The organism is Pseudomonas putida (assembly GCF_002906855.1).
GTDB lineage: Bacteria > Pseudomonadota > Gammaproteobacteria > Pseudomonadales > Pseudomonadaceae > Aquipseudomonas > Aquipseudomonas putida_N.
The window spans coordinates 1,884,618-1,903,619 of the sequence record NZ_MINI01000038.1 but is presented as its reverse complement, the minus strand read 5'-3'; the positions used below and the strand labels follow the sequence as shown (position 1 = coordinate 1,903,619).

The 19,002-nt window shown below is 64.2% G+C and carries 15 protein-coding genes and 4 tRNA genes; 4 read left to right on the top strand and 15 right to left on the bottom strand.

The annotated features are described in order from the left end of the window. Positions 1-61: 61 nt before the first annotated feature. The 8 genes from BGP85_RS21465 to BGP85_RS21430 form a co-directional block, all read right to left on the bottom strand. Positions 62-2,437 carry an efflux RND transporter permease subunit gene (locus BGP85_RS21465; RefSeq protein WP_103449904.1) on the bottom strand — a complete coding sequence of 792 codons (2,376 nt, stop codon included), beginning with the start codon at positions 2,435-2,437 and terminating at the stop codon, positions 62-64. A gap of 20 nt (positions 2,438-2,457) precedes the next feature. Further along, complete coding sequence (locus tag BGP85_RS21460; RefSeq protein ID WP_374755335.1) at positions 2,458-3,483, bottom strand: WD40/YVTN/BNR-like repeat-containing protein; 1,026 nt, start codon at positions 3,481-3,483, stop codon at positions 2,458-2,460. Positions 3,484-3,667: 184 nt separating this feature from the next. Then, positions 3,668-6,325 carry an aminopeptidase N gene (gene pepN, locus BGP85_RS21455; protein WP_103449754.1) on the bottom strand — a complete coding sequence of 886 codons (2,658 nt, stop codon included), beginning with the start codon at positions 6,323-6,325 and terminating at the stop codon, positions 3,668-3,670. A 13-nt stretch (positions 6,326-6,338) separates the two neighbouring features. Beyond that, complete coding sequence (locus BGP85_RS21450; RefSeq protein ID WP_103449753.1) at positions 6,339-7,169, bottom strand: DUF2797 domain-containing protein; 831 nt, start codon at positions 7,167-7,169, stop codon at positions 6,339-6,341. Continuing rightward, positions 7,166-7,426: a YeaC family protein gene (locus BGP85_RS21445; RefSeq protein WP_054885767.1), complete on the bottom strand. Its 261-nt coding sequence runs from the start codon at positions 7,424-7,426 to the stop codon at positions 7,166-7,168. The genes BGP85_RS21450 and BGP85_RS21445 overlap by 4 nt, the downstream gene beginning before the upstream one ends. 13 nt (positions 7,427-7,439) lie before the next feature. After that, positions 7,440-8,306 (bottom strand): rhomboid family intramembrane serine protease, encoded by an 867-nt coding sequence (locus tag BGP85_RS21440; RefSeq protein ID WP_103449752.1) that lies wholly within the window; start codon positions 8,304-8,306, stop codon positions 7,440-7,442. Then, the gene (locus BGP85_RS21435) at positions 8,303-9,274 is read right to left on the bottom strand and encodes a metallophosphoesterase (protein WP_103449751.1); all 972 of its coding nucleotides are present in this window, start codon (positions 9,272-9,274) and stop codon (positions 8,303-8,305) included. The genes BGP85_RS21440 and BGP85_RS21435 overlap by 4 nt, the downstream gene beginning before the upstream one ends. After that, entirely contained in the window at positions 9,274-10,164 is an 891-nt protein-coding gene (locus BGP85_RS21430) for an NAD(+) kinase (protein ID WP_103449750.1), read from the bottom strand. The genes BGP85_RS21435 and BGP85_RS21430 overlap by 1 nt, the downstream gene beginning before the upstream one ends. A gap of 44 nt (positions 10,165-10,208) precedes the next feature. Between BGP85_RS21430 and BGP85_RS21425 the strand changes: the two genes are divergently transcribed. Together BGP85_RS21425 and cybB are read left to right on the top strand one after the other, a co-directional pair. After that, the gene (locus BGP85_RS21425; protein ID WP_103449749.1) at positions 10,209-11,234 is read left to right on the top strand and encodes a DUF1853 family protein; all 1,026 of its coding nucleotides are present in this window, start codon (positions 10,209-10,211) and stop codon (positions 11,232-11,234) included. A gap of 56 nt (positions 11,235-11,290) precedes the next feature. After that, positions 11,291-11,836, top strand: a complete 546-nt coding sequence (cybB, locus tag BGP85_RS21420; protein WP_103449748.1) for a cytochrome b561 — start codon at positions 11,291-11,293, stop codon at positions 11,834-11,836. Here cybB and BGP85_RS21415 read toward each other — a convergent pair. Continuing rightward, complete coding sequence (locus tag BGP85_RS21415; protein ID WP_103449747.1) at positions 11,827-12,717, bottom strand: 1-aminocyclopropane-1-carboxylate deaminase/D-cysteine desulfhydrase; 891 nt, start codon at positions 12,715-12,717, stop codon at positions 11,827-11,829. The two genes, cybB and BGP85_RS21415, sit on opposite strands and share 10 nt — an antisense overlap. A gap of 54 nt (positions 12,718-12,771) precedes the next feature. Next, positions 12,772-14,808: an NADPH-dependent 2,4-dienoyl-CoA reductase gene (locus tag BGP85_RS21410; RefSeq protein ID WP_103449746.1), complete on the bottom strand. Its 2,037-nt coding sequence runs from the start codon at positions 14,806-14,808 to the stop codon at positions 12,772-12,774. A gap of 185 nt (positions 14,809-14,993) precedes the next feature. On the opposite strand from BGP85_RS21410, the gene BGP85_RS21405 reads away from it, so the two are divergent. Both BGP85_RS21405 and BGP85_RS21400 read left to right on the top strand, forming a co-directional pair. Next, positions 14,994-16,112, top strand: coding sequence for a nitrilase-related carbon-nitrogen hydrolase (locus tag BGP85_RS21405; RefSeq protein ID WP_103449745.1), 1,119 nt, complete (start codon positions 14,994-14,996; stop codon positions 16,110-16,112). A 4-nt stretch (positions 16,113-16,116) separates the two neighbouring features. Next, positions 16,117-17,157, top strand: a complete 1,041-nt coding sequence (locus BGP85_RS21400; RefSeq protein WP_103449744.1) for an AraC family transcriptional regulator — start codon at positions 16,117-16,119, stop codon at positions 17,155-17,157. 224 nt (positions 17,158-17,381) lie between these two features. Here BGP85_RS21400 and BGP85_RS21395 read toward each other — a convergent pair whose 3' ends face one another. The 5 genes from BGP85_RS21395 to BGP85_RS21375 all read right to left on the bottom strand — a co-directional run bounded on the left by BGP85_RS21395 (position 17,382) and on the right by BGP85_RS21375 (position 18,999). After that, positions 17,382-18,197: a DUF2242 domain-containing protein gene (locus BGP85_RS21395; RefSeq protein ID WP_103449743.1), complete on the bottom strand. Its 816-nt coding sequence runs from the start codon at positions 18,195-18,197 to the stop codon at positions 17,382-17,384. A gap of 189 nt (positions 18,198-18,386) precedes the next feature. Further along, a tRNA-Asp gene (locus tag BGP85_RS21390) sits at positions 18,387-18,463 on the bottom strand. 140 nt (positions 18,464-18,603) lie between these two features. Beyond that, positions 18,604-18,680: transfer RNA gene (locus BGP85_RS21385), tRNA-Asp, on the bottom strand. A 99-nt stretch (positions 18,681-18,779) separates the two neighbouring features. Beyond that, positions 18,780-18,856 (bottom strand) — tRNA-Asp (locus BGP85_RS21380). Positions 18,857-18,923: 67 nt separating this feature from the next. Next, positions 18,924-18,999: transfer RNA gene (locus tag BGP85_RS21375), tRNA-Val, on the bottom strand. Positions 19,000-19,002 lie beyond the last annotated feature (3 nt).

Sequence of the window (19,002 nt, the reverse complement as noted above, 5' to 3'; positions counted from 1 at the left end):
TACCGATCAAAAATGAGCCGGCAGTATACCCCGAGGGCCGCGTTGCGGCCCTCGGGGTATATCAATGGGCGAAAATCGAACCACCCTCCTTGCCCGCCATTTTCTCCGGCTTGATCAAAAACCGCGCCAGCGCCGGCAGCAGCCACAGCGCACCAAACATGTTCCACAGCAACATGAAGGTCAGCATCAATCCCATGTCGGCCTGGAACTTGATCGCCGAGAAGATCCAGGTGCACACGCCGATCGCCAGGCACAGGCCCGTGAACAGCACCGCCTTACCGGTCGAGCGCAGGGTCTGGTAGTAAGCCTCCTGCAACGGCAGGCCGGCACGCAGGAAGCTTTCCAGGCGGCTGTAGATGTAGATGCCGTAGTCCACGCCGATACCTACGCCCAGGGCCACTACCGGCAAGGTCGCGACCTTGACGCCGATGCCCATGAACGCCATCAGTGCGTTGCCCAGCACCGAGGTCAGCACCAGCGGCAGGACGATGCACAGGGTCGCGGCAAACGAGCGGAAGGTGATCATGCACATCACTGCCACGCAGAGGTAGACCAGGATCAGGATGGTCAGCTCGGCCGACTTGATTACCTCGTTGGTGGCCGCCTCGATCCCGGCGTTGCCCGCTGCCAGCAGGAACTGCAGGCCCTCCTTGTCATGGCTATCGGCGAATGCCTTGGCCACTGCGGTGACACGCTCCAGGGTCTCGGCCTTGTGGTCGTTGAGGAACACCAGTACCGGCGCCAGCGAGCAGTCGGCGTTGTACAGGCCATCGGCACGGGCGATGGAGTTGTTGAGGATGTCCGGGTTGCGCGACAGCGTCTCCCACTTCAGGCTGCCCTCGTTCATGCCCTTGATCACCTGTTTGGAGACCGTCACCAGGGAGATCGCCGACTGCACGCCTGGGGTGTTCTGCATGGTCCACATCAGCTCGTCGATCGGCGCCATGGTCGAGTGGATCGAGCAGCTTTCCGGCGGCGTCTTGACCATGATCACCAGCACATCGGAACTGGTCGAGTAGTTGCTGATGATGAAGTTGTTGTCCTGGTTGTAACGCGAGTCCGGGCGCAGCTCCGGCGCCCCCTGGTCAAGGTCGCCGATCTTCAGGTTCTGGCTGTACCACAGGCCGCCAGCGAAGGCGATGAGCGCCAGGGTGATCGACACCGGGGCCACCTTGGCACTGGCGAAGTTCGACAGCAAGCGCCAGAACGGGTGCTCGCGGGTCGCGTCCTTCTTGCTGCGTTCGATGGCCTTCTTGCTGATGCCGACGTAGGAGATCGCCACCGGTAGCAGGATCAGGTTGGTGAACACGATCACCGCCACGCCGATGGACGCGCCGATGGCCAACTCACGGATCACGCCGATGTCGATGATCAACAGGGTGATGAAGCCCACGGCGTCGGCGAGAATGGCGATCATCCCCGGCAGGAACAGCTGGCGGAAGGTGCGCCGGGCTGCGGTCAGGGCATTGTCGGCGTCACTGGACTGCAAGGCGATGCCGTTGATCTTCTGCACGCCGTGGGAAATGCCGATGGCGAAGATCAGGAACGGTACCAGCATCGAGTACGGGTCCAGGCCGAAGCCCACCGCGTGCATCAGGCCCAGCTGCCAGATCACCGCCACCAGCGTGGTGATGAGCACGGCGATGGTGCTGCGGATACACCAGGTGAACCAGTACAGCAGGACCCAGGTGATCACCAGGGCCACGCCGAAGAACATCGCCACCATCACCAGGCCGTCGATCAGGTCGCCGACCTTCTTGGCAAAGCCGATGATGTGGATCTTCACGTTGGGGTTCTGCGCCTGGAACTTGTCACGGATCTTTTCTTCGAGCTGGTGCGAGAACTGTTGGTAATCCAGCTTGACCTGCTTGCCGGGGTCCTGCGGATCAGGGAAGCTTTCCAGCAGTGGCACGTCGACGATGCTGGACTTGAAGTTGTTGCCTACCAGGCGCCCGACCTGGCCGGACTTGAGCACGTTGTCGCGCAGGGTATCGAGGCTGTCCTGGGAGCCGTTGTAGGTGTTGGGGATGACTTCGCCGCCGGAGAAGCCTTCCTCGGTGACCTCGCTCCAGCGCACGCTGGGGCTCCACAGTGACTTGAGGCCGGCGCGGTCGACACCGGGGATGTAGAACACCTCGTCATGGATCTGCCGCAGCGTTTCCATGTAGTCCTTGTCGAAGATGTCGCCATTGACCGCCTCGACCGAGATGCGCACGGTGTTGCCGAGGTTGGCCAGGTCGTTGCGGTGCTCCATCATCTGTTCGATGAACGGGTGCTGCAGCGGGATCATCTTCTCGAAGCTGGTCGAGGGGCGGATCTGCGTGGCCTGCCAGAACAGGAAGATGCTGACCAGCAGGCACAGGGCGATGACCACCGGCCGGTTGTTGAAGATCAGGCGTTCGAGCAGCGTGGCCTTGTCCTGATGGTGCGGATGCATGGTGATGCTCTCCCTGCTGGTCATGGACGCACCTCCTTGGCCGCCGGCTCTGCACCTTCGGCGTTGGCCAGGTGCACGCCCCCCTGCCCTACCAGTAGCAGCCCGCCATTGGCCAGGCCACTGACACCGGCCAGGGCGATGCGGTCGCTGCGGTTGTAGACGCTGAAGGTCTGGCCATCATCGGTGCTGCGCAGCACGCTGCCGCCATTGCCGACCAGCACCAGGCTGCCATCTTCGACAAGCGTAGCGCCTGCCAGGCCGAATTCGAGTTCGCCGCGGGCGGCCTTGAGTGCGATCGGCTGCCAGCTGTCACCAAAATCGGCGGAGCGGAACAGGTTGCCGCGCAGGCCGTAGGCCAGCAGCGTATTCGCCTTGGCGGTACCGATCACGCCGAACAGCGAGCCCTCGTATGGGCCCTGGACCTTGGCCCAAGTCTGGCCGTCGTCGCTGGAGCGGTACATGCCGCCCTGCTCGCCGACGATGAACAGGCCAGCGTCGCGCACCCGAGTGATGCCGTTGAGGTGGAGTTGGTCGGGGTTGTCCAGGCGCTCGGCGATGTCCTGCCAGTGCTGGCCGCCGTCGCGGGTTTCCAGCAGCGCGCCGTAGGCGCCCACGGCAAAGCCGCGCTGGGCGTCGAGGAAGCTGACGTCCAGCAGCGGCGCTTCACGGGAAAGGTCTTCGAACTGTTTGCTCCAGGTGGCCCCCCCGTCGCTGCTGGCGAGGATCTGCGCATCGTGGCCCACTGCCCAGCCACGCTTGTCGTCGAGGAAGAACACGGCGGTGAGCAACTGCCGGGTGGGCACCCGGGCCTGGGTCCAGGTGCTGCCCTGGTCGTCGGAGAACAGAATGTGGCCGCGATCCCCCACCACCACCAGGCGCTTGCCGGCATGGGCGGCGCCGATCAGCAGGCTCTGGCTGGCCTTGGCTGATTCGGTCGAGTATTCGTCAGCGGCAGCGGCCTGCGCGCTGTCGGCCCACATCCCCAGTGCCAGCGCCAGCATTGCGCCGGCCGCCAAAGGCCAGGCTCCACGCCTGGCCTGCGTCATCACCCGCTGCTTCATGACCATCCCCTGTTGTGTTTTTCTTGGTGGGTCTGTGCTGTGAAAAGCCTGTGTTAGAGGCTTGGGGGGATCGTATCGGGGAAGGTTGCGCGATTACAACGAACGGGACGTTATGTTTTGTTAACCGCCAAAAAACCGGGGCCGCTTTGCGGCCCCAGGTCTACCAGGCTTACGCCAGGCTCTTGCTCACGACTTCATACACATCGCTGGACAGCTCTCCAGAAGCGAGAATCCGCTCCAGTTCGCCCTTCATCAGCACCTGGCGCGCATCGTCATACTTGCGCCAGCGGGTCAGCGGTGCCAGTTGGCGTGAAGCGATCTGCGGGTTCAGCGCATTCAGCTCGATCACCAGATCTGCCAGGAAGCGATAGCCCGAACCATCGGCGGCATGGAAGTTGACCAGATTCTGCCCGGCAAAGGCACCGATCAGCGCCCGCACCTTGTTCGGGTTCTTCAAGGTGAACGCCGGGTGCTGCATCAGCGCCTTGACCCGCGCCAGCCCACCCGGCAGCGTGCTGGCGGCCTGCACGCTGAACCACTGGTCCATGACCAGCGGGTTGTCCTTGAAGTGCTCGGCAAAGCTCTCCAGCGCCTTGGCGCGCTCGGCCTCGAACGGCGAGTTGACCAGCACGGCCAGCGCGGTCAGGCGCTCGGTCATGTTGTCGCAGTGCTCGAACTGCTCCAGGGTCGCCTCCAGCACCTGCGCCTTGCCGCTCTGCATCAGATACGACAGGGCGATGTTCTGCAGGCTGCGGCGGGCGAAGTGTTCGGCGGCGGCCACGTAAGCGGTTTTGCGCGACACCTCGCGGTTGGCCTGGTAGCGCGCCCACAGGGCGTCGAACAGCTGCTCGGCGATCTGCTGGCGGGCGAACTCGCGGGCGGCGTGGATGGCGTCAACGTCGGCCACCTGGCTGATTTCGGTCAGGTAGGCCTCACCTGGCAGCGAGAGCATCTCGGCGACCATGGCGGCGTCCAGCGACTCATTACCCAGCACGGTGCCGAGCGCGGTGATCAGGCGCTGGTCGAGCTTCAGCGTTTCGCCGCGCTGATGCTGGCCGATCAGCTCCTGCAGCACCTGTACCGACAGCTGCTGGCCCGCTTCCCAGCGGTTGAAGCCGTCGCTGTCGTGCTGCATGAGGAACATCAGCTGGTCACGGTCGTACGGGAAGCTCAGCTTGACCGGGGCGCTGAAACCGCGCAGCAGCGACGGCAGCGGCTTGGCCGCGATGCCCTGGAAGGTGAAGGTCTGCTCGGCTTCGGTCACCGACAGCACACGCGAGGTACCCGTTGCGGCAGCTTCGCCAGCCAGTTGCAGCGGCAGATCGTTGCCTTCGGCGTCCAGCAGGCCCAGTTCGACCGGGATCACGAACGGCAGCTTCTCGGCCTTGTCCGGGGTCTGCGGGCAGCTCTGGCGGAAGGTCAGGCTGTAGGTCTGCGCGGCCGCGTCATAGGCTTCGCTGACCTCCAGGCGCGGGGTGCCGGCCTGGCTGTACCAGCGCTTGAACTGGGCGAGGTCGACGCCGTTGGCGTCTTCCATGGCCTTGATGAAATCGTCGGTGGTCACGGCCTGGCCATCGTGGCGTTCGAAGTACAGGTCGCTGCCTTTGCGGAAGCCGTCTGCACCCAGCAAGGTGCGAACCATGCGCACCACTTCGGCGCCCTTCTCGTACACGGTCAGGGTATAGAAGTTGGAGATTTCGATGAAGCTGTCCGGGCGCACCGGGTGAGCCATCGGGCCGGCGTCTTCGGCGAACTGGTGGGTACGCAGATAGGCGACGTCCTCGATGCGCTTGACCGTGCGCGAGTTCATGTCGGCGCTGAACTCGGCATCGCGGAACACCGTGAAGCCTTCCTTGAGCGACAGCTGGAACCAGTCGCGGCAGGTCACGCGGTTGCCCGACCAGTTGTGGAAATACTCGTGGGCAACCACACCCTCGACGCGCTGGTGGGCGGCATCGGTGGCGGTTTCGGCGCGGGCCAGCACGCAGCTCGAGTTGAAGATGTTCAGGCCCTTGTTTTCCATGGCGCCCATGTTGAAGTCGTTGACCGCGACGATCATGAAGATGTCCAGGTCGTACTCGCGACCATAGACTTCCTCGTCCCAGCGCATGGACTTCTTCAGGCTGACCATGGCGTGGTCGCACTTGTCGATGTTCTCGGGCTCGACATAGATGCGCAGGGTCACGTCGCGGCCGGACTGGCGGGTAAAACTGTCTTCGACGCACCACAGGTCACCGGCCACCAGCGCAAACAGGTAGGCCGGCTTCATGAAAGGGTCTTCCCAGGTCGCCCAGTGGCGGCCATCTTCTGCCGGCCCGCTGCCGATCGGGTTGCCGTTGCTGAGCAGCACCGGGTAGCGATGCTGTTCGGCGATCACCGTGGTGGTGAAAGTGCTCATCACGTCCGGGCGGTCGAGGTAATAGGTGATCTTGCGAAAGCCCTCGGCCTCGCACTGGGTGCAGAACATCTTGCCAGACTTGTACAGGCCTTCCAGCGCGGTGTTGCTCTCTGGGTGGATCTTCACGCTGGTGTCGAGGGTGAAGCGTTCGGCCTTGGGATGGACCGTCAGGCTGTCGGCTTCGAGCTGGTAGTCGCTCGCTTGCAGTTCGACATCGTCCAGCGAGGCGCGCAGCAGCTCCAGCTGCTGGCCGTCCAGCTCCAGTGGCGGCAGGCCGGCACCGCGTGCCGGGTTGCGGCGCATGACCAGTTGCGCGTGGACCAGGGTGTGGTCCTCGAACAGTTCGAAGGTCAAGTGCGTCTCGTCGATCAGGTACTCGGGCGCCTGGTAATCCTTGAGGTAGATCACTTGCGGTTGTTCGGTACGCATGTGCAGGTCCTTTTTACTGGAGCACGGCCAACTGGTAGGCCGTGTACTTGCGAATATTGATCACGCCGGTGTCGAAGACCAGGTACTGGCCCTTGATGCCCAGCAGCGTGCCTTCGGCCACCGGGTCCTTGTCGAGGTTGAAGCTGACGATCTTTTTCGGATAGGCCTCGACCGGGTAGCGCATTTCCACCACTTCGGCGTCAGGCAGCGGCTGGATCGCCTGCAGGCCGAAGCGGCTCTGCAGCTCGCGCAGGCCGTCGGCGCAGGCGTCGAAAATCTGATCGCGGATGGCGGGCAGGTCGAGCACTTCGGCGTCGCCCTTGAGCAGCGTGCGCCAGTTGGTGCGGTCCGGCACCTGGCTGCGCAGGATGTCTTCGACCAGGCCCGATTGCTGGCGGGTGGCAACGCGCATGATCGGCAGCGCCTGGCTGGCACCCTGGTCGAGCCAGCGGGTGGGCAGCTGGGTGGCACGGGTGATGCCGACCTTGATCCCCGACGAGTTGGCCAGGTACACCACGTGGTCGGTCATGCAGAACTGTTCGCCCCAGGATGGTTCACGGCAGGTGCCGGCGTCGTAGTGGCATTTTTCCGGGGCCATGATGCACACGTCGCACTGGGCCAGCTTGGTCATGCACGGGTAGCAATAACCCTGGCTGAAGCTGGTCTTGGTGCGCTTACCGCAATGGCTGCAGTGAATGGCGCCGAGGTATTCCAGGCGCAGGCGCTGGCCGATCAGCGGGTTGACCGCCACCTGGGTGTCATCCAGGCGGAAGCTGTATTGCACCACGGGTGCCTGCAGGGTGACTGCCATCTTGCTCAAAGAGCCACGAGCGAGTTCGATCAATGTACCGAGTCCGACTTGAACAGAATGTTGGCGATAGGTGCCGACTTCGACGCGCATTCTTGCGGGCCCATGTAACCGGTGCGCTGTTCTTCGGGCAGGTTCTTCATCTCCCAGGCGATCACCGCCTGCAGCGAAAGTTCTTTCTGCTCGGCGGTGAGCTTGCGCCCATCCGACCATTTGCCGATTTCCACGGCCAGTTTCAGGCTCTGGTAGATTTCCGGGGTGATGTTTTCGATCATTTGCGCGAAAGTGGACATAGTGTCTCCTGATTCAAGCCGACAGTTTACGCCGGGCCAGCGCCCCACCCAAGAGCCCGGTCAGGCATCCGATGAGCAGGCCACCGACGTGGGCGGCGTTGGCGATCTGGCCGAAGCCGAGCTGGCCGACCACGCCGGTCAGGCAGATCACCAGCCAGATCAGCATCATCACCAGCACGCCCTTGGGCAGGTTGAAGTGAGGGTTGGGCGCCAGCCACTGGTACAGCCAGACGTGGCCGAGCAGACCGTAGAGCACGCCAGACAGGCCACCGAACAGGCTCGGGCCACTGGTGTAGTGCTGGGCCAGGTTGGACACCAGGCTGAACAGCAGGGTCAGGCCCAGCAGCAGCCAGGGGCCCTGGCGCAGTTCGATGCGCTTGCCCAGCTCCCAGTACCACAGGCCGTTCATCGCCAGGTGCAGCACGCCAAAGTGCAGCAGCATGGGCGAGACCAGGCGCCACCACTGGCCTTCGGCGAGGCCCTGGGCCAGCGGGGTGAAATGCAGGTATTCACCCTGGACGCGGAAGTCGAGGAAAGTGAACCAGCTGATGGCGTTGAGGTTGTCGCCCAGGCTGGTGAGGCCGGCGACGACCAGGCACAGGACGAGGATGGTGGCGGTGACCTTGCAGGCTTTGGCCTGGTCTGCCAGAGAGGGCTGCGTGGGAGCCATCGCGGATAAATCCGCTCCTACATCGGCGTTACCGTCGGGGAAGCGCTGGTACAGTTCGCGCACGTCGGCAACCAGAGTGTCGGGGGCCCAGAGCACTTGTTCCTCGCCCTCCTCGCTGACCCGGTGCGGTACCTGCAGGCGCTGCAGCAGGTGGACGAAGCCGCTGAGGTCGACCGACAGCGGCAGGCGCATCACTTCGATGATTTTCATTGATTGGCCTGAGGGCGTTCGACGTCGACCCAGACGAACTTGTGCGGGTCGATGCGGGTTTCATCATCCAGCCGGTAAGCCGCCAGCTTGCCGTACAGCACCGCGCTGTAGTCCAGGCAGGCCAGGTTGGCGCGGATCGGCGCCGGGCGGCCGCTGCGCCAGTAGTGGCCGACGAACAGCAACGGTTCGTCCTCGGCGTAGCGCAGCAGGGCATTCTTTTCGGTGTGGCTGAGTGGCGTGCGGGCAACGTCGTCGGGCAGCGCATCAGGCTGGAAGACGATGTCGCCGTAGGTCTGCGGGTCTTCTTCCCAGAACTTGGTGCGGAAGAAGGCGCGGGTCAGGCCGTCGCCGCCGGTCAAGGTCAGGCCGTCCGGCAGGCGCATGTCGGTGCCGCGCAGCAGGCGGTTGCACACGGAGGCGGCAAAGCTGCCGGACACCGCCGACGCCTGGATGAAGTGCTCGTCGATACGCCCGCCCGGGTACTGCTGGCGCAGCGGTTCGATCAGCCGTGGGTCCCAGCAGGCATGCACCAGGCGGAAGCGCCCGGCGTCGATGAACAGTGGCAGCTCGTAGAACCACTGCACGAAGTCGTGCCAGTCGCCGGGGTGGTGGGCGAACTGGGTCAGGGTTTCGTCGATCAGCCGGGCGTGGCGCGGGGTGTGTTCGCGCACGAACGCCTTGCCGCTACCGGGCAGTGCCGGGGTGACCCAGCCCAGGGCGTTGTACTCGTGGTTGCCCATGATACAGAACGCCTGGCCGGCCTCGACCATGTCATGCACGATGTGCAGCGCCTCGCGGATGCGCGGGCCACGGTCGACGATATCGCCAAGGAACAGGGCCAGGCGCCAAGGGTGACGCCAGACGCCGCCGACACGTTTGTAGCCGAGGGCGTCGAGCAGGCGTTCGAGGGTCAGTGCACAGCCGTGCACGTCGCCGATGATGTCGAAACTGCGCGCCGGATCGAGCATCAGTCGTCCCTGCCTCCCAGGCGGCTGCCCCAGCCGAGTTTGGTGCGACACACCTCATAGTAGTTGTGGTCGAGCGGGTGGATCAGGCGCAGCTTCTGCGGCTTCTTGCTCACCGTGATGGTGTCGCCTGGGGCGCAGGTGAAGTGGTTCTGGCCGTCGCAGGACACTTGCGGGTAGATCTGCAGGTCCTTGGACACCACGATCTTCAGCTCGCTGTTGCCGTCGACCACGATCGGCCGCCCCGACAGGGTATGTGGGTACATCGGCACGATGACGATGGCGTCGAGCTTGGGGTGCATGATCGGGCCGCCGGCCGACAGCGCGTAGGCGGTGGAGCCGGTCGGGGTGGCGACGATCAGGCCGTCGGCCTTCTGGCTGCAGACGAACTGGCCGTCGATGTAAATCTCGAACTCAATCATCCGCGTCGACTTGCCCGGGTGCAGGACCACGTCGTTGAGCGCATCGCCCTGACCGATGGCTTCGTGATGGCGGCGCACCTCGGCCTGCAGCAGGAAACGGTTTTCCACCAGGTAGTGGCCGTCAAGCACCTCGGCGACTTTCTCCTCCAGCTCGTCCGGGCGGATGTCGGTCAGGAAGCCCAGGTTGCCGCGGTTGATGCCCAGCACCGGCACATTGTGCCGGGCCAGGGCGCGGGCGGCGCCGAGCAGGCTGCCGTCGCCTCCGACCACGATGACCAGGTCGCAGACCTCGCCGAGCAGCTTGCGCGTCGAGGTTTGCAGGCCGTGGCCGGGCAGCACTTCGGCGATGGTGTCCTCGAGGATCACGTGCAGGTGGCGCTCGAGGAGGAATTTTTTCAGTCGGCGAATGGTGTCGAGCACCTGCGAGCTGCCAAGGCGGCCGATGATACCGATATTGCGAAATTGCTCCATGGGGCTCCTGCGAGGCTCTGCGGCGGGGTGACGATGTCGCGATTATGGGCGAAACGACTGGGCAGCGGCAAACCGGCTATGCTCGCAGCATGATGCCATTTGCCGAGCTCCATGAGCTGCCCCGCCGCTTGCACCGCCCTGCCGTGCGCGACCTGGCCTGGACCCTGCTGTCGCCCGCGCTGCTGAGCGCCCCGCCCTGCCCCCAGCGCCATCCGCTGGCGGGCAGCGCCTGGGCGGGCGATCCGCAACGCCTGCAGGACTGGTTGCACGCAATGGATGCAGATGACCTGCCCTTGCGCGACTGGCTGGCAAGGATCACCAGCCGGCGCCTGGGGCTGTACTACGAAGGTCTGTGGCAGTTCGCCCTGGCGCACGCGCCCGGGGTCGAGCTGCTGGCGTCCAACCTGGCGATTCGCGCAGGCGGGCGGACTCTGGGCGAGCTGGACATTCTGCTGCGTGATGGCGAAGGCACTCATCATCTGGAGCTGGCCATCAAGCTGTACCTGGGGCCGACCGAGGACGACGGCCGCGACCCGGCGCATTGGCTCGGGCCTGGCTGCCATGATCGGCTCGGCAGCAAACTGGCACACCTGGCCGGGCACCAATTGCCCATGTCGGCAGACGCGCAGAGTCGCGAAGCGCTGATCGCGGTAGGTGTCGACCAGGTGCAGGCACACCTTTGGCTGGGCGGTTACCTGTTCTATCCATGGCCGGGGCATGCCGAGCCGCCTGCGGGGGCCAACCCTCGGCATTTGCGCGGCCGCTGGATACGACGGCGGAATTGGGCAGCAACAGCAGACGAACGCTGGCAACCGCTGCCACGGCATGCCTGGCTGGCGCCAGCACGGGCAGAACCAGACGAATGCTGGACGGTGCCGCAGTTCGCGGCCTGGCTAGTTCGGCTGGACGAACATGCCCCCGCGCAGTTACTGGTCAGGCTGGAGCCGGATGACGAAGGTGCCTGGCAGGAAGTCGAACGCGTGTTTCTGGTGGCGGACAGTTGGCCACATTTGCCAGACAACAGAATTTTCACAGATCCAGCTCAAAGATTTGTTTCAAATAGCCATTAGAGTGCTATTTGAGCGCCAGCAAGAGCGCCATTCCTACCTGATGACGAGGACCGATCATGGTTTCATCCACTCCCGCGCCCCATTACGCACGCCTGTCCATCGCCCTGCATTGGCTAATGCTGTTGTTGCTGGCCGCCGTGTACGCCTGTATCGAATTTCGCGGCCTGTTCCCCAAGGACAGCGCCGAACGCAACCTGATGAAAGACCTGCACTTCATGCTCGGCCTGAGTGTGTTCGTGCTGGTCTGGCTGCGCTTGGCCGTGCGCCTGGTTCGCCCGACCCCGCCGATCGTGCCCAAGCCACCGGCCTGGCAGACCGGCCTTGCGCACCTGATGCACCTGGCGCTGTACCTGCTGATGATCGGCCTGCCCGTGGCCGGCTGGCTGATCCTCAGCGCCGCCGACAAGCCGGTGCCGTTCTTCGGCCTGGAGCTGCCGCACCTGATCGGCCCCGACCCGGACCAGGCCAAGTTCATCAAGGGCTGGCATGAGCGGGTGGCGACCTGGGGTTACTGGCTGATCGGCCTGCATGCCGTGGCCGGGCTGTACCATCACTACGTGCAGCGCGACAACACGCTGCTGCGCATGCTGCCCTACAAGTAACCACGACGGCCTTGCAGGCCGCCGGTGTGGACGAAGATCAGGCGGGTACCGGGCGCGAACAGCCCGGCCCCGACCTGATCGCGCAGGGCCAGCAATGCCTTGCCGGTGTACAGGGCTTCCAGCGGCACGCCACTGTGCCGCTCGCTCTCGGCGATGAACGCCAGCAACTCATCATCGAATTTGCCGAAGCCGCCGCGGCAGGCGTCGTGCAACTGGTAGCCCTGTATGCCCGCCAGTTCGGTGACTGTCTCCGGCACGCCGTGATCGATTGGCACCGCCAGAGCAGCATGCACGAGGTGTTCTCCTGCCTCGGCACGAACCAGACCGGCCAATGTCGTACCGGTACCCGCAGCCAGCCACCAGGCGTCGTAGCCCGACCATCCCAGCGCTGACAGCTGCGAACGGGCCTGCTCGACGATCAGCGCACAACCTTCGGCACCCGCCGCCCCGCCACCGCCTTCGGGAATGCACTGCCAGCCTGGATAACGGGCCTGCCAAGGCTCCCAGAAGCCCGGCTCATGGCGTGCCCGATAGCCACCGTAGCCCAGCCAGTGCAATTGCATACCCAAGGCTTGCAGGTCGCGCACTGTGGGGGTGTCTTGCGGGTGGCCGCGCAGCAGGCCGGCGGTGGCGAAGCCGAAGCGTTTGCCGGCGGCGGCCAGGGCGTGGAGGTGGTTGGAATGGTTGCCGCCCAGGCTGATCAGGCCTGAAGCGCCTGCGGCATGGGCATGCTGCAAGTGGTGGCGAAGCTTGAACCACTTGTTGCCGCTGATCAGTGGGTCTATCAGGTCCAGGCGCAGGATGGCCACTTCGACGTTGGAATTCGCCAGCCAAGGCAGATCCAGGATCTGTAGCGGAGCTTGAGGTAAATTCAGATACATGGAACGGAGTTTATCAGTGAAATCCCTGGGGCCGCTAAAGCGGCCCCGGCGGTCTCAGAGTTCAGCGGCCAAGCGCGACCCTTGGTTGATCGCCCGCTTGGCATCCAGCTCGGCCGCCACATCGGCACCACCGATCAGGTGCACCGACTGCCCCGCCGCCACCAGCCCTTCATGCAGCTCGCGCAGTGGCTCCTGCCCGGCGCAGATCACCACGTTGTCCACTGCCAGCAGCTGCGGTTCGCCTTCACCAACGCGAATGTGCAGGCCAGCGTCGTCGATCTGCAGGTACTCGACGCTGTTGAGCATCTGCACCTGCTTGTTCTTCAGGCCGGTACGGTGAATCCAGCCGGTGGTCTTGCCCAGCCCGTCGCCGACCTTGGATTTCTTGCGCTGCAACAGGTACACCTGCCGCGCCGGCGCATGCGGTTCGGCCGTGATCCCGGCAACGCCACCGCGCGCCTCCAGCTGGGTATCGATCCCCCACTCTTTCCAGAACGCCTCGCGATCCCGGCTGCTGGCTACGCCCTGATGCACCAGGTACTCGGAAACATCGAAACCGATGCCGCCCGCACCAATCACCGCAACCGACTTGCCCACCGGCTTGCGCTCGAGCAGCACGTCCAGGTAGCTGAGCACCTTGGCATGCTCGACACCCGGGATGGCCGGGGTACGCGGCGCGATACCGGTGGCCAGGATGATTTCGTCGTAGCCACCGCCTACCAGCGCTTGCACATCGACCCGGGTATTCAGGCGCAGATCGACGCCGGTGCTTTTCACCTTGTTGCGGAAGTAGCGCAAGGTCTCGTGGAATTCTTCCTTGCCCGGCACCCGTTTGGCGACGTTGAACTGCCCGCCAATCTCGCTGGCAGCATCGAACAACGTCACTTCATGGCCACGCTCGGCCGCCACGGTGGCCGCTGCCAGGCCTGCAGGACCGGCACCGACCACGGCGATGCGCTTGACGGCACGCACCGGCAAGTAGTTGAGCTCGGTTTCGTGGCAGGCGCGCGGGTTGACCAGGCAACTGGTCAGCTTGCCACCGAAGGTGTGGTCCAGGCAGGCCTGATTGCAGCCGATGCAGGTGTTGATCTCGTCGGCGCGCCCTGCGGCCGCCTTGTTGACGAAGTCGGCGTCGGCGAGGAACGGCCGGGCCATGGAAACCATGTCGGCATCGCCCTCGGCCAGCACGAATTCGGCCACTTCCGGGGTGTTGATGCGGTTGGTGGTGATCAGCGGAATGCTCACAGCGCCGCGCAGCTTGGCGGTGACCTTGCTGAACGCTGCCCGCGGCACCTTGGTGGCGATGGTCGGGATGCGCGCCTCGTGCCAACCGATACCGGTGTTGATCAGCGTCGCGCCGGCCCGCTCGATGGCCTTGGCCAGCAGCTCGATTTCGTCCCAGGTGCTGCCGCCCTCGACCAGGTCGAGCATCGACAGGCGGAAGATGATGATGAAGTTCGGCCCTACCGCGTCGCGCACACGGGTGACGATCTGCACCGCCAGGCGCATGCGGTTCTCGTAGCTGCCACCCCAGCGGTCGGTGCGCTGGTTAGTGTGGGCGGCGAGGAACTGGTTGATGAAGTAGCCTTCGGAACCCATGATCTCGACACCATCGTAGCCGGCACGCTGGGCCAGCACGGCGCAATTGACGAAATCGGCAATCTGCTTCTCGATGCCTGCTTCATCCAGCTCCTTGGGCTTGAACGGGTTGATCGGCGCCTGGATCGCGCTGGGTGCCACCTGACGCGGGCTATAGGCGTAGCGCCCGGCATGCAGGATCTGCAGGCAGATCTTGCCCCCGGCTTCATGCACGGCTTCGGTAACGATGCGGTGCTTGTCAGCCTCTTCCTCGGTACTGAGCTTGGCGGCGCCGGAATACACGCCGCCTTCATCGTTCGGCGCGATGCCGCCTGTGACCATCAGGCCGACGCCACCACGGGCGCGCTCGGCAAAATACGCCGCCATGCGCTCAAAACCGCCCGGGCGCTCCTCAAGGCCGGTGTGCATCGAGCCCATCAGGGTGCGGTTGCGCAAGGTGGTGAAGCCCAGATCGAGCGGGGCGAGCAAATGCGGGTAGCGGTCGGCAGCCATGGTAGGTTCCCCAGGTGGCGTGGTCACGGAGTGCGGGTACCTCTGCGGGCCCCGTCGTTTATCTGCCTGCGACATTAAACAGCCGTTTGAACGCGCTCAATGATCGAAACTGACAACTTATTGATCCTCCCGCGCACCAGGACTACCCTAGGGAACCCTCGATTCCCAAGGCGCTGTACCGCTTGATGCGAAAACTCCTGGCAGGCGCCCTGGCGCTGGTAATGATCACCGCTCTGTGCGGCTACGTTTTCTGGACCCAACAGCGCCCGGAAGGCCACTACCTCTCCGATCTGCGCGTCGACCTGGCGCTCAACCATGGCGTGCCCGGCGAGCATGGCAACCTGCTCGGCATCGAGCCGTTGCTGTTCCCCAGCGACTACCAGAACCTGCAACGCCTGCACCGCAAGCTTTCAGCCTACCTGGAACAGGCGCGCACTCAGGGCCTGGTTGGCCCGCGCACGGTCGTGGTGCTGCCGGAACACATCGGCACCTGGCTGTGGGCGCGAGGCGAGAAGAACGAGCTGTACCAGGTCACCCGCAACCGTGACGCCGAGCAATGGCTGGAGCTGAGCAACCCGCTGCGTTATGGCTTGGCGATGCTGAACGCCAATGGCGACGATCGGCGCGCCGATGCCCACCTGCGCATGAAAGCCCAGCAGATGGCCAGCGATTACCAGCAACTGTTCGGCGGCCTGGCCAAGGAATTCGGCGTAACCCTGGTGGCGGGCTCGATCGTGCTGCCCGCCCCGTACGTAGAACAAGGCGTGCTGCACATTGGCCACGGGCCGCTGTTCAACAGCAGCCTGGTATTCGCCGCCGATGGCTCGCCGCTGGGCCAGCCGCAACACCAGCAATACCCCGACAGCGAAACACGGCGCTACATCCACCACGGCCGGCACTTTCCGCTGCAGGTGCTGCAGACTCCCGCCGGGCGCCTCGGCGTGCTCATCGGCAGCGACAGCTGGTACCCCGAGAACCAGCGGCAGTTGCAGCAACAGCAGGTCCAGTTGATCGCCAACCCGGTGTTCCTCAGCGGCAAAGGCAGCTGGGATGAACCCTGGCGCGGCAATCGCCATCAGGACGCTGCTGCCGAGCTGCCCCTGCAACGCGGCGAAGTCAGCGAGCAGACCGCCTGGCAACGCCTGACCGAGCCCGCAGGTGATGGCGTCAGCATCATGAGCGTGTTCATGCGTGGGCAGTTCTGGGAACAGGGCAGCGACGGCCAGGGCTTCGCCCATCAGGCAGGCGAGTTGCTGGCGGGGCCTCCCAGCCACGGTGCACGCCTGCTGAACCTGTGGCTGTAGACACATGAGCCGCCCCCGCGTGCGCCTGGGCGACCTTTCGGTGGGCTTCGTCCAGCCCCTGGCCGAAGCCCTGCGCGAGCAAGGTCATGATCCGGCGCCGTTGCTTCAGCGCTACGGGCTCGATAGCGCACGCCTGGCCGAAGCTGGCGCGCGCCTGTCGATCCCGCGCTACATGCACCTTGGGCATGCGGCCATCGCGCTGTGTGGCGAGCCAGCGCTGGGCCTGCGCATGGGGCGCCTCAGCCGCCTGGCCCAGGCCGGTCTGGCCGGCGTCACGGCAGCCCAGGCCCCTACCCTGGGCGAGGCGGCACGCACTCTGCTGCGCTTCGAGCCACTGTACGCCGCCAATTACCGTGGCCACTCCAGCTATCAGGAAGACGCGCTGGGCGCTTGGCTGACGTTCTACTCGATCAGCCCCTACAACGACTACAACCGCTTTGTGGTCGATTCGCTGCTGGCCGGCTGGCTGGCGCAACTGGCCGCCCTGGCTGGCGCCCCCTTGCAGGCCGAGCGCCTGGAAGTCGAATTCGATGCGCCCGACTACGCCGCCGGCTACCAGCCCCTTTGCAGCACGCCCGTGCAATTCGGCGCCAGCGCCAACCGCGTGCGGCTGAGCCGCAGCACGCTCGAGCACACCAACCCACAGCACTGCCCGAGCACCTTCAGCCACCTTCTGCAGTTGTGTGAAGCACAAATGCTCCAACGCACCCGGGTGCGCAGCCTGGGCGAGCGCATCACCCACCTGCTTGGCCCGCTGCTCAATGGCGGCCGCGAGCCTGACCTGGAAGAAGTGGCATTGCACCTGCAACTGCCAACCTGGACACTGCGGCGCAAACTGGCTGAAGAAGGCACGCGCTTTCGCGACCTGCTCAACGACACACGACGCGACCTCGCCGAAGCCTATATCCGCGATACGGAGCTGGCTTTTGGCGAGATCGCCTATCTGTTGGGGTTTGCATCGGCAGAGGCCTTCCAGCGCGCATTCAAGCGCTGGACGGGCGTTACGCCGGGGGAGTTTCGCCGCAGCCAGCGGCGGGCAGGTTAAAGCTCTGTAGCGTCGTCTGCCGGTTCTGGCGGATCCAGTTCGTAAGCCTGAAATTCGAGCAGCTCTTCCTGATAGTCATCCATCGCCCTACGTCCCCTTCTCATCTGTCTTCTTTGGTCATGCCTTCAACCTAAACGGGCCGGGTGAAGGAATGATGACAAGCTCATGAGTGGTAAACGTAGCAGGTGTTCAGGCAGTTATCGCCGCTCATCTGTTACAGCGAATTAAAGCGACGACGGAGCAGGCTGCGCATCCTGCTGCACCTGAATCGGTGCGGCTTCCACTGGCGGCGCCACCGGTTGCGAACTCTGGCTATCATCGACTACCGGCTTGGCCGCCGCTTCACTGGCAGGTGCAACCGCCGCAGGTGCGGGTGTGGCGTCAACCAAGGGCGCAGCCGCTGGCGCTACGACGGCCGGCGCTACCGAGGCCTGCTCCGGCAAGCCCAGGTCAGGCGCTGGCTTTTCCGGCTTGGCCACAGGTGCTTCAACCTTGGCCTTGGCGACCTTCTTCGGCTTGGGCAGGAAACTTTCCACCAGGGCGAAGTAGCGATCGTAGAACTGCGCCGCCGTCACCGTCTCGCTGGCGACCTTGACCATCGAGTCGTCGCTGGAGCCGATCGGCATGGATACCGAGCCGAGCACGCCGACCCCCAGGCTGGCCGAGCTGTTGGACTTCTTCAGGCTGTAACGGTCCTGCAGGGCGTTGGCAAACATGGTCGAACGCTTGTCGTCGTTGACGTCTGGCGCACAGGTCACGTTGAAGCTGATCTGCAGGTGGTTTTCGCTGTTCTGCTGGAAGCTCTTGTTGCCCATCACCTGGTTGGCGCCACTGCTGGTGATGATGTAGCCCTGGCTGAGCAACGCACGGCGAGCCGCTTCGCAGGAGCCGGCATCGGTCACCGGGAAGCTGCGCGAGTAGGTCCCCGAGTCGTCGAAGTTCTCGTGCTCGTAGATGGCGGCTTTCTTCGAAGAGCAACCGGTCACGCCCGCCAGCACCAGGGCCAGCCCGAGCGCACCAAAGACGGATGATCTGGTCATTGCGAATTCCGGGTAAGTCAAAAGAGGCCTATTGTGCATCACTGCAGGCAAGCACTGAAACCGTTGATCGGTGAAGAGTCTGTCAGGATCGTGTAAATCTGGTCGCCGGCACGGCCCAGAAACGAAAAAAGCGACCCGAAGGTCGCTTTCTCGTTGCTTCAAGGCGTTCAAGGGGCCTTGAGGCGAAGATGGCGCAGCGGACGGGACTCGAACCCGCGACCCCCGGCGTGACAGGCCGGTATTCTAACCGACTGAACTACCGCTGCGTATCATTCAGGCTTTCGCCCGATTGAAAACTGGGTCTACCCTTCCGGCGCGATGGCCTCAGGGCAGGCACAAAAAAAGCGACGTGTGATCGCTTCATTTGTGTTTGCTTCAAGGTGTTCTAGGGACCTCGAAACGAAGATGGCGCAGCGGACGGGACTCGAACCCGCGACCCCCGGCGTGACAGGCCGGTATTCTAACCGACTGAACTACCGCTGCGTATCGTTCAGGCTTGCGCCCGATTGAAACTGGGATCAGCCTCAGGCATTTCGCCTTCGACTTCAGACCGGTGCCAGGCACCCATCTGTTACTGAAAAATGGCGCAGCGGACGGGACTCGAACCCGCGACCCCCGGCGTGACAGGCCGGTATTCTAACCGACTGAACTACCGCTGCGCAGTGTGTTTCTCTCCGGCTTTCGGCTTCATCAGAAGCGCCCAGCGCTAGAAACAACCTCAGGAAGTGGTGGGTGATGACGGGATCGAACCGCCGACCCTCTGCTTGTAAGGCAGATGCTCTCCCGGCTGAGCTAATCACCCTCG

What these genes read in the sequence shown, in the direction of transcription:
- BGP85_RS21465 (WP_103449904.1), bottom strand. Translation starts at nt 2,437, where the DNA reads ATGCATCCGCACCATCAGGACAAGGCCACGCTGCTCGAACGCCTGATC.
- BGP85_RS21460 (WP_374755335.1), bottom strand. Translation starts at nt 3,483, where the DNA reads ATGACGCAGGCCAGGCGTGGAGCCTGGCCTTTGGCGGCCGGCGCAATG.
- pepN (WP_103449754.1), bottom strand. Translation starts at nt 6,325, where the DNA reads ATGCGTACCGAACAACCGCAAGTGATCTACCTCAAGGATTACCAGGCG.
- BGP85_RS21445 (WP_054885767.1), bottom strand. Translation starts at nt 7,426, where the DNA reads ATGTCCACTTTCGCGCAAATGATCGAAAACATCACCCCGGAAATCTAC.
- BGP85_RS21440 (WP_103449752.1), bottom strand. Translation starts at nt 8,306, where the DNA reads ATGAAAATCATCGAAGTGATGCGCCTGCCGCTGTCGGTCGACCTCAGC.
- BGP85_RS21435 (WP_103449751.1), bottom strand. Translation starts at nt 9,274, where the DNA reads ATGCTCGATCCGGCGCGCAGTTTCGACATCATCGGCGACGTGCACGGC.
- BGP85_RS21430 (WP_103449750.1), bottom strand. Translation starts at nt 10,164, where the DNA reads ATGGAGCAATTTCGCAATATCGGTATCATCGGCCGCCTTGGCAGCTCG.
- BGP85_RS21425 (WP_103449749.1), top strand. Translation starts at nt 10,209, where the DNA reads ATGGGCGAAACGACTGGGCAGCGGCAAACCGGCTATGCTCGCAGCATG.
- cybB (WP_103449748.1), top strand. Translation starts at nt 11,291, where the DNA reads ATGGTTTCATCCACTCCCGCGCCCCATTACGCACGCCTGTCCATCGCC.
- BGP85_RS21415 (WP_103449747.1), bottom strand. Translation starts at nt 12,717, where the DNA reads ATGTATCTGAATTTACCTCAAGCTCCGCTACAGATCCTGGATCTGCCT.
- BGP85_RS21410 (WP_103449746.1), bottom strand. Translation starts at nt 14,808, where the DNA reads ATGGCTGCCGACCGCTACCCGCATTTGCTCGCCCCGCTCGATCTGGGC.
- BGP85_RS21405 (WP_103449745.1), top strand. Translation starts at nt 14,994, where the DNA reads ATGCGAAAACTCCTGGCAGGCGCCCTGGCGCTGGTAATGATCACCGCT.
- BGP85_RS21400 (WP_103449744.1), top strand. Translation starts at nt 16,117, where the DNA reads ATGAGCCGCCCCCGCGTGCGCCTGGGCGACCTTTCGGTGGGCTTCGTC.
- BGP85_RS21395 (WP_103449743.1), bottom strand. Translation starts at nt 18,197, where the DNA reads ATGACCAGATCATCCGTCTTTGGTGCGCTCGGGCTGGCCCTGGTGCTG.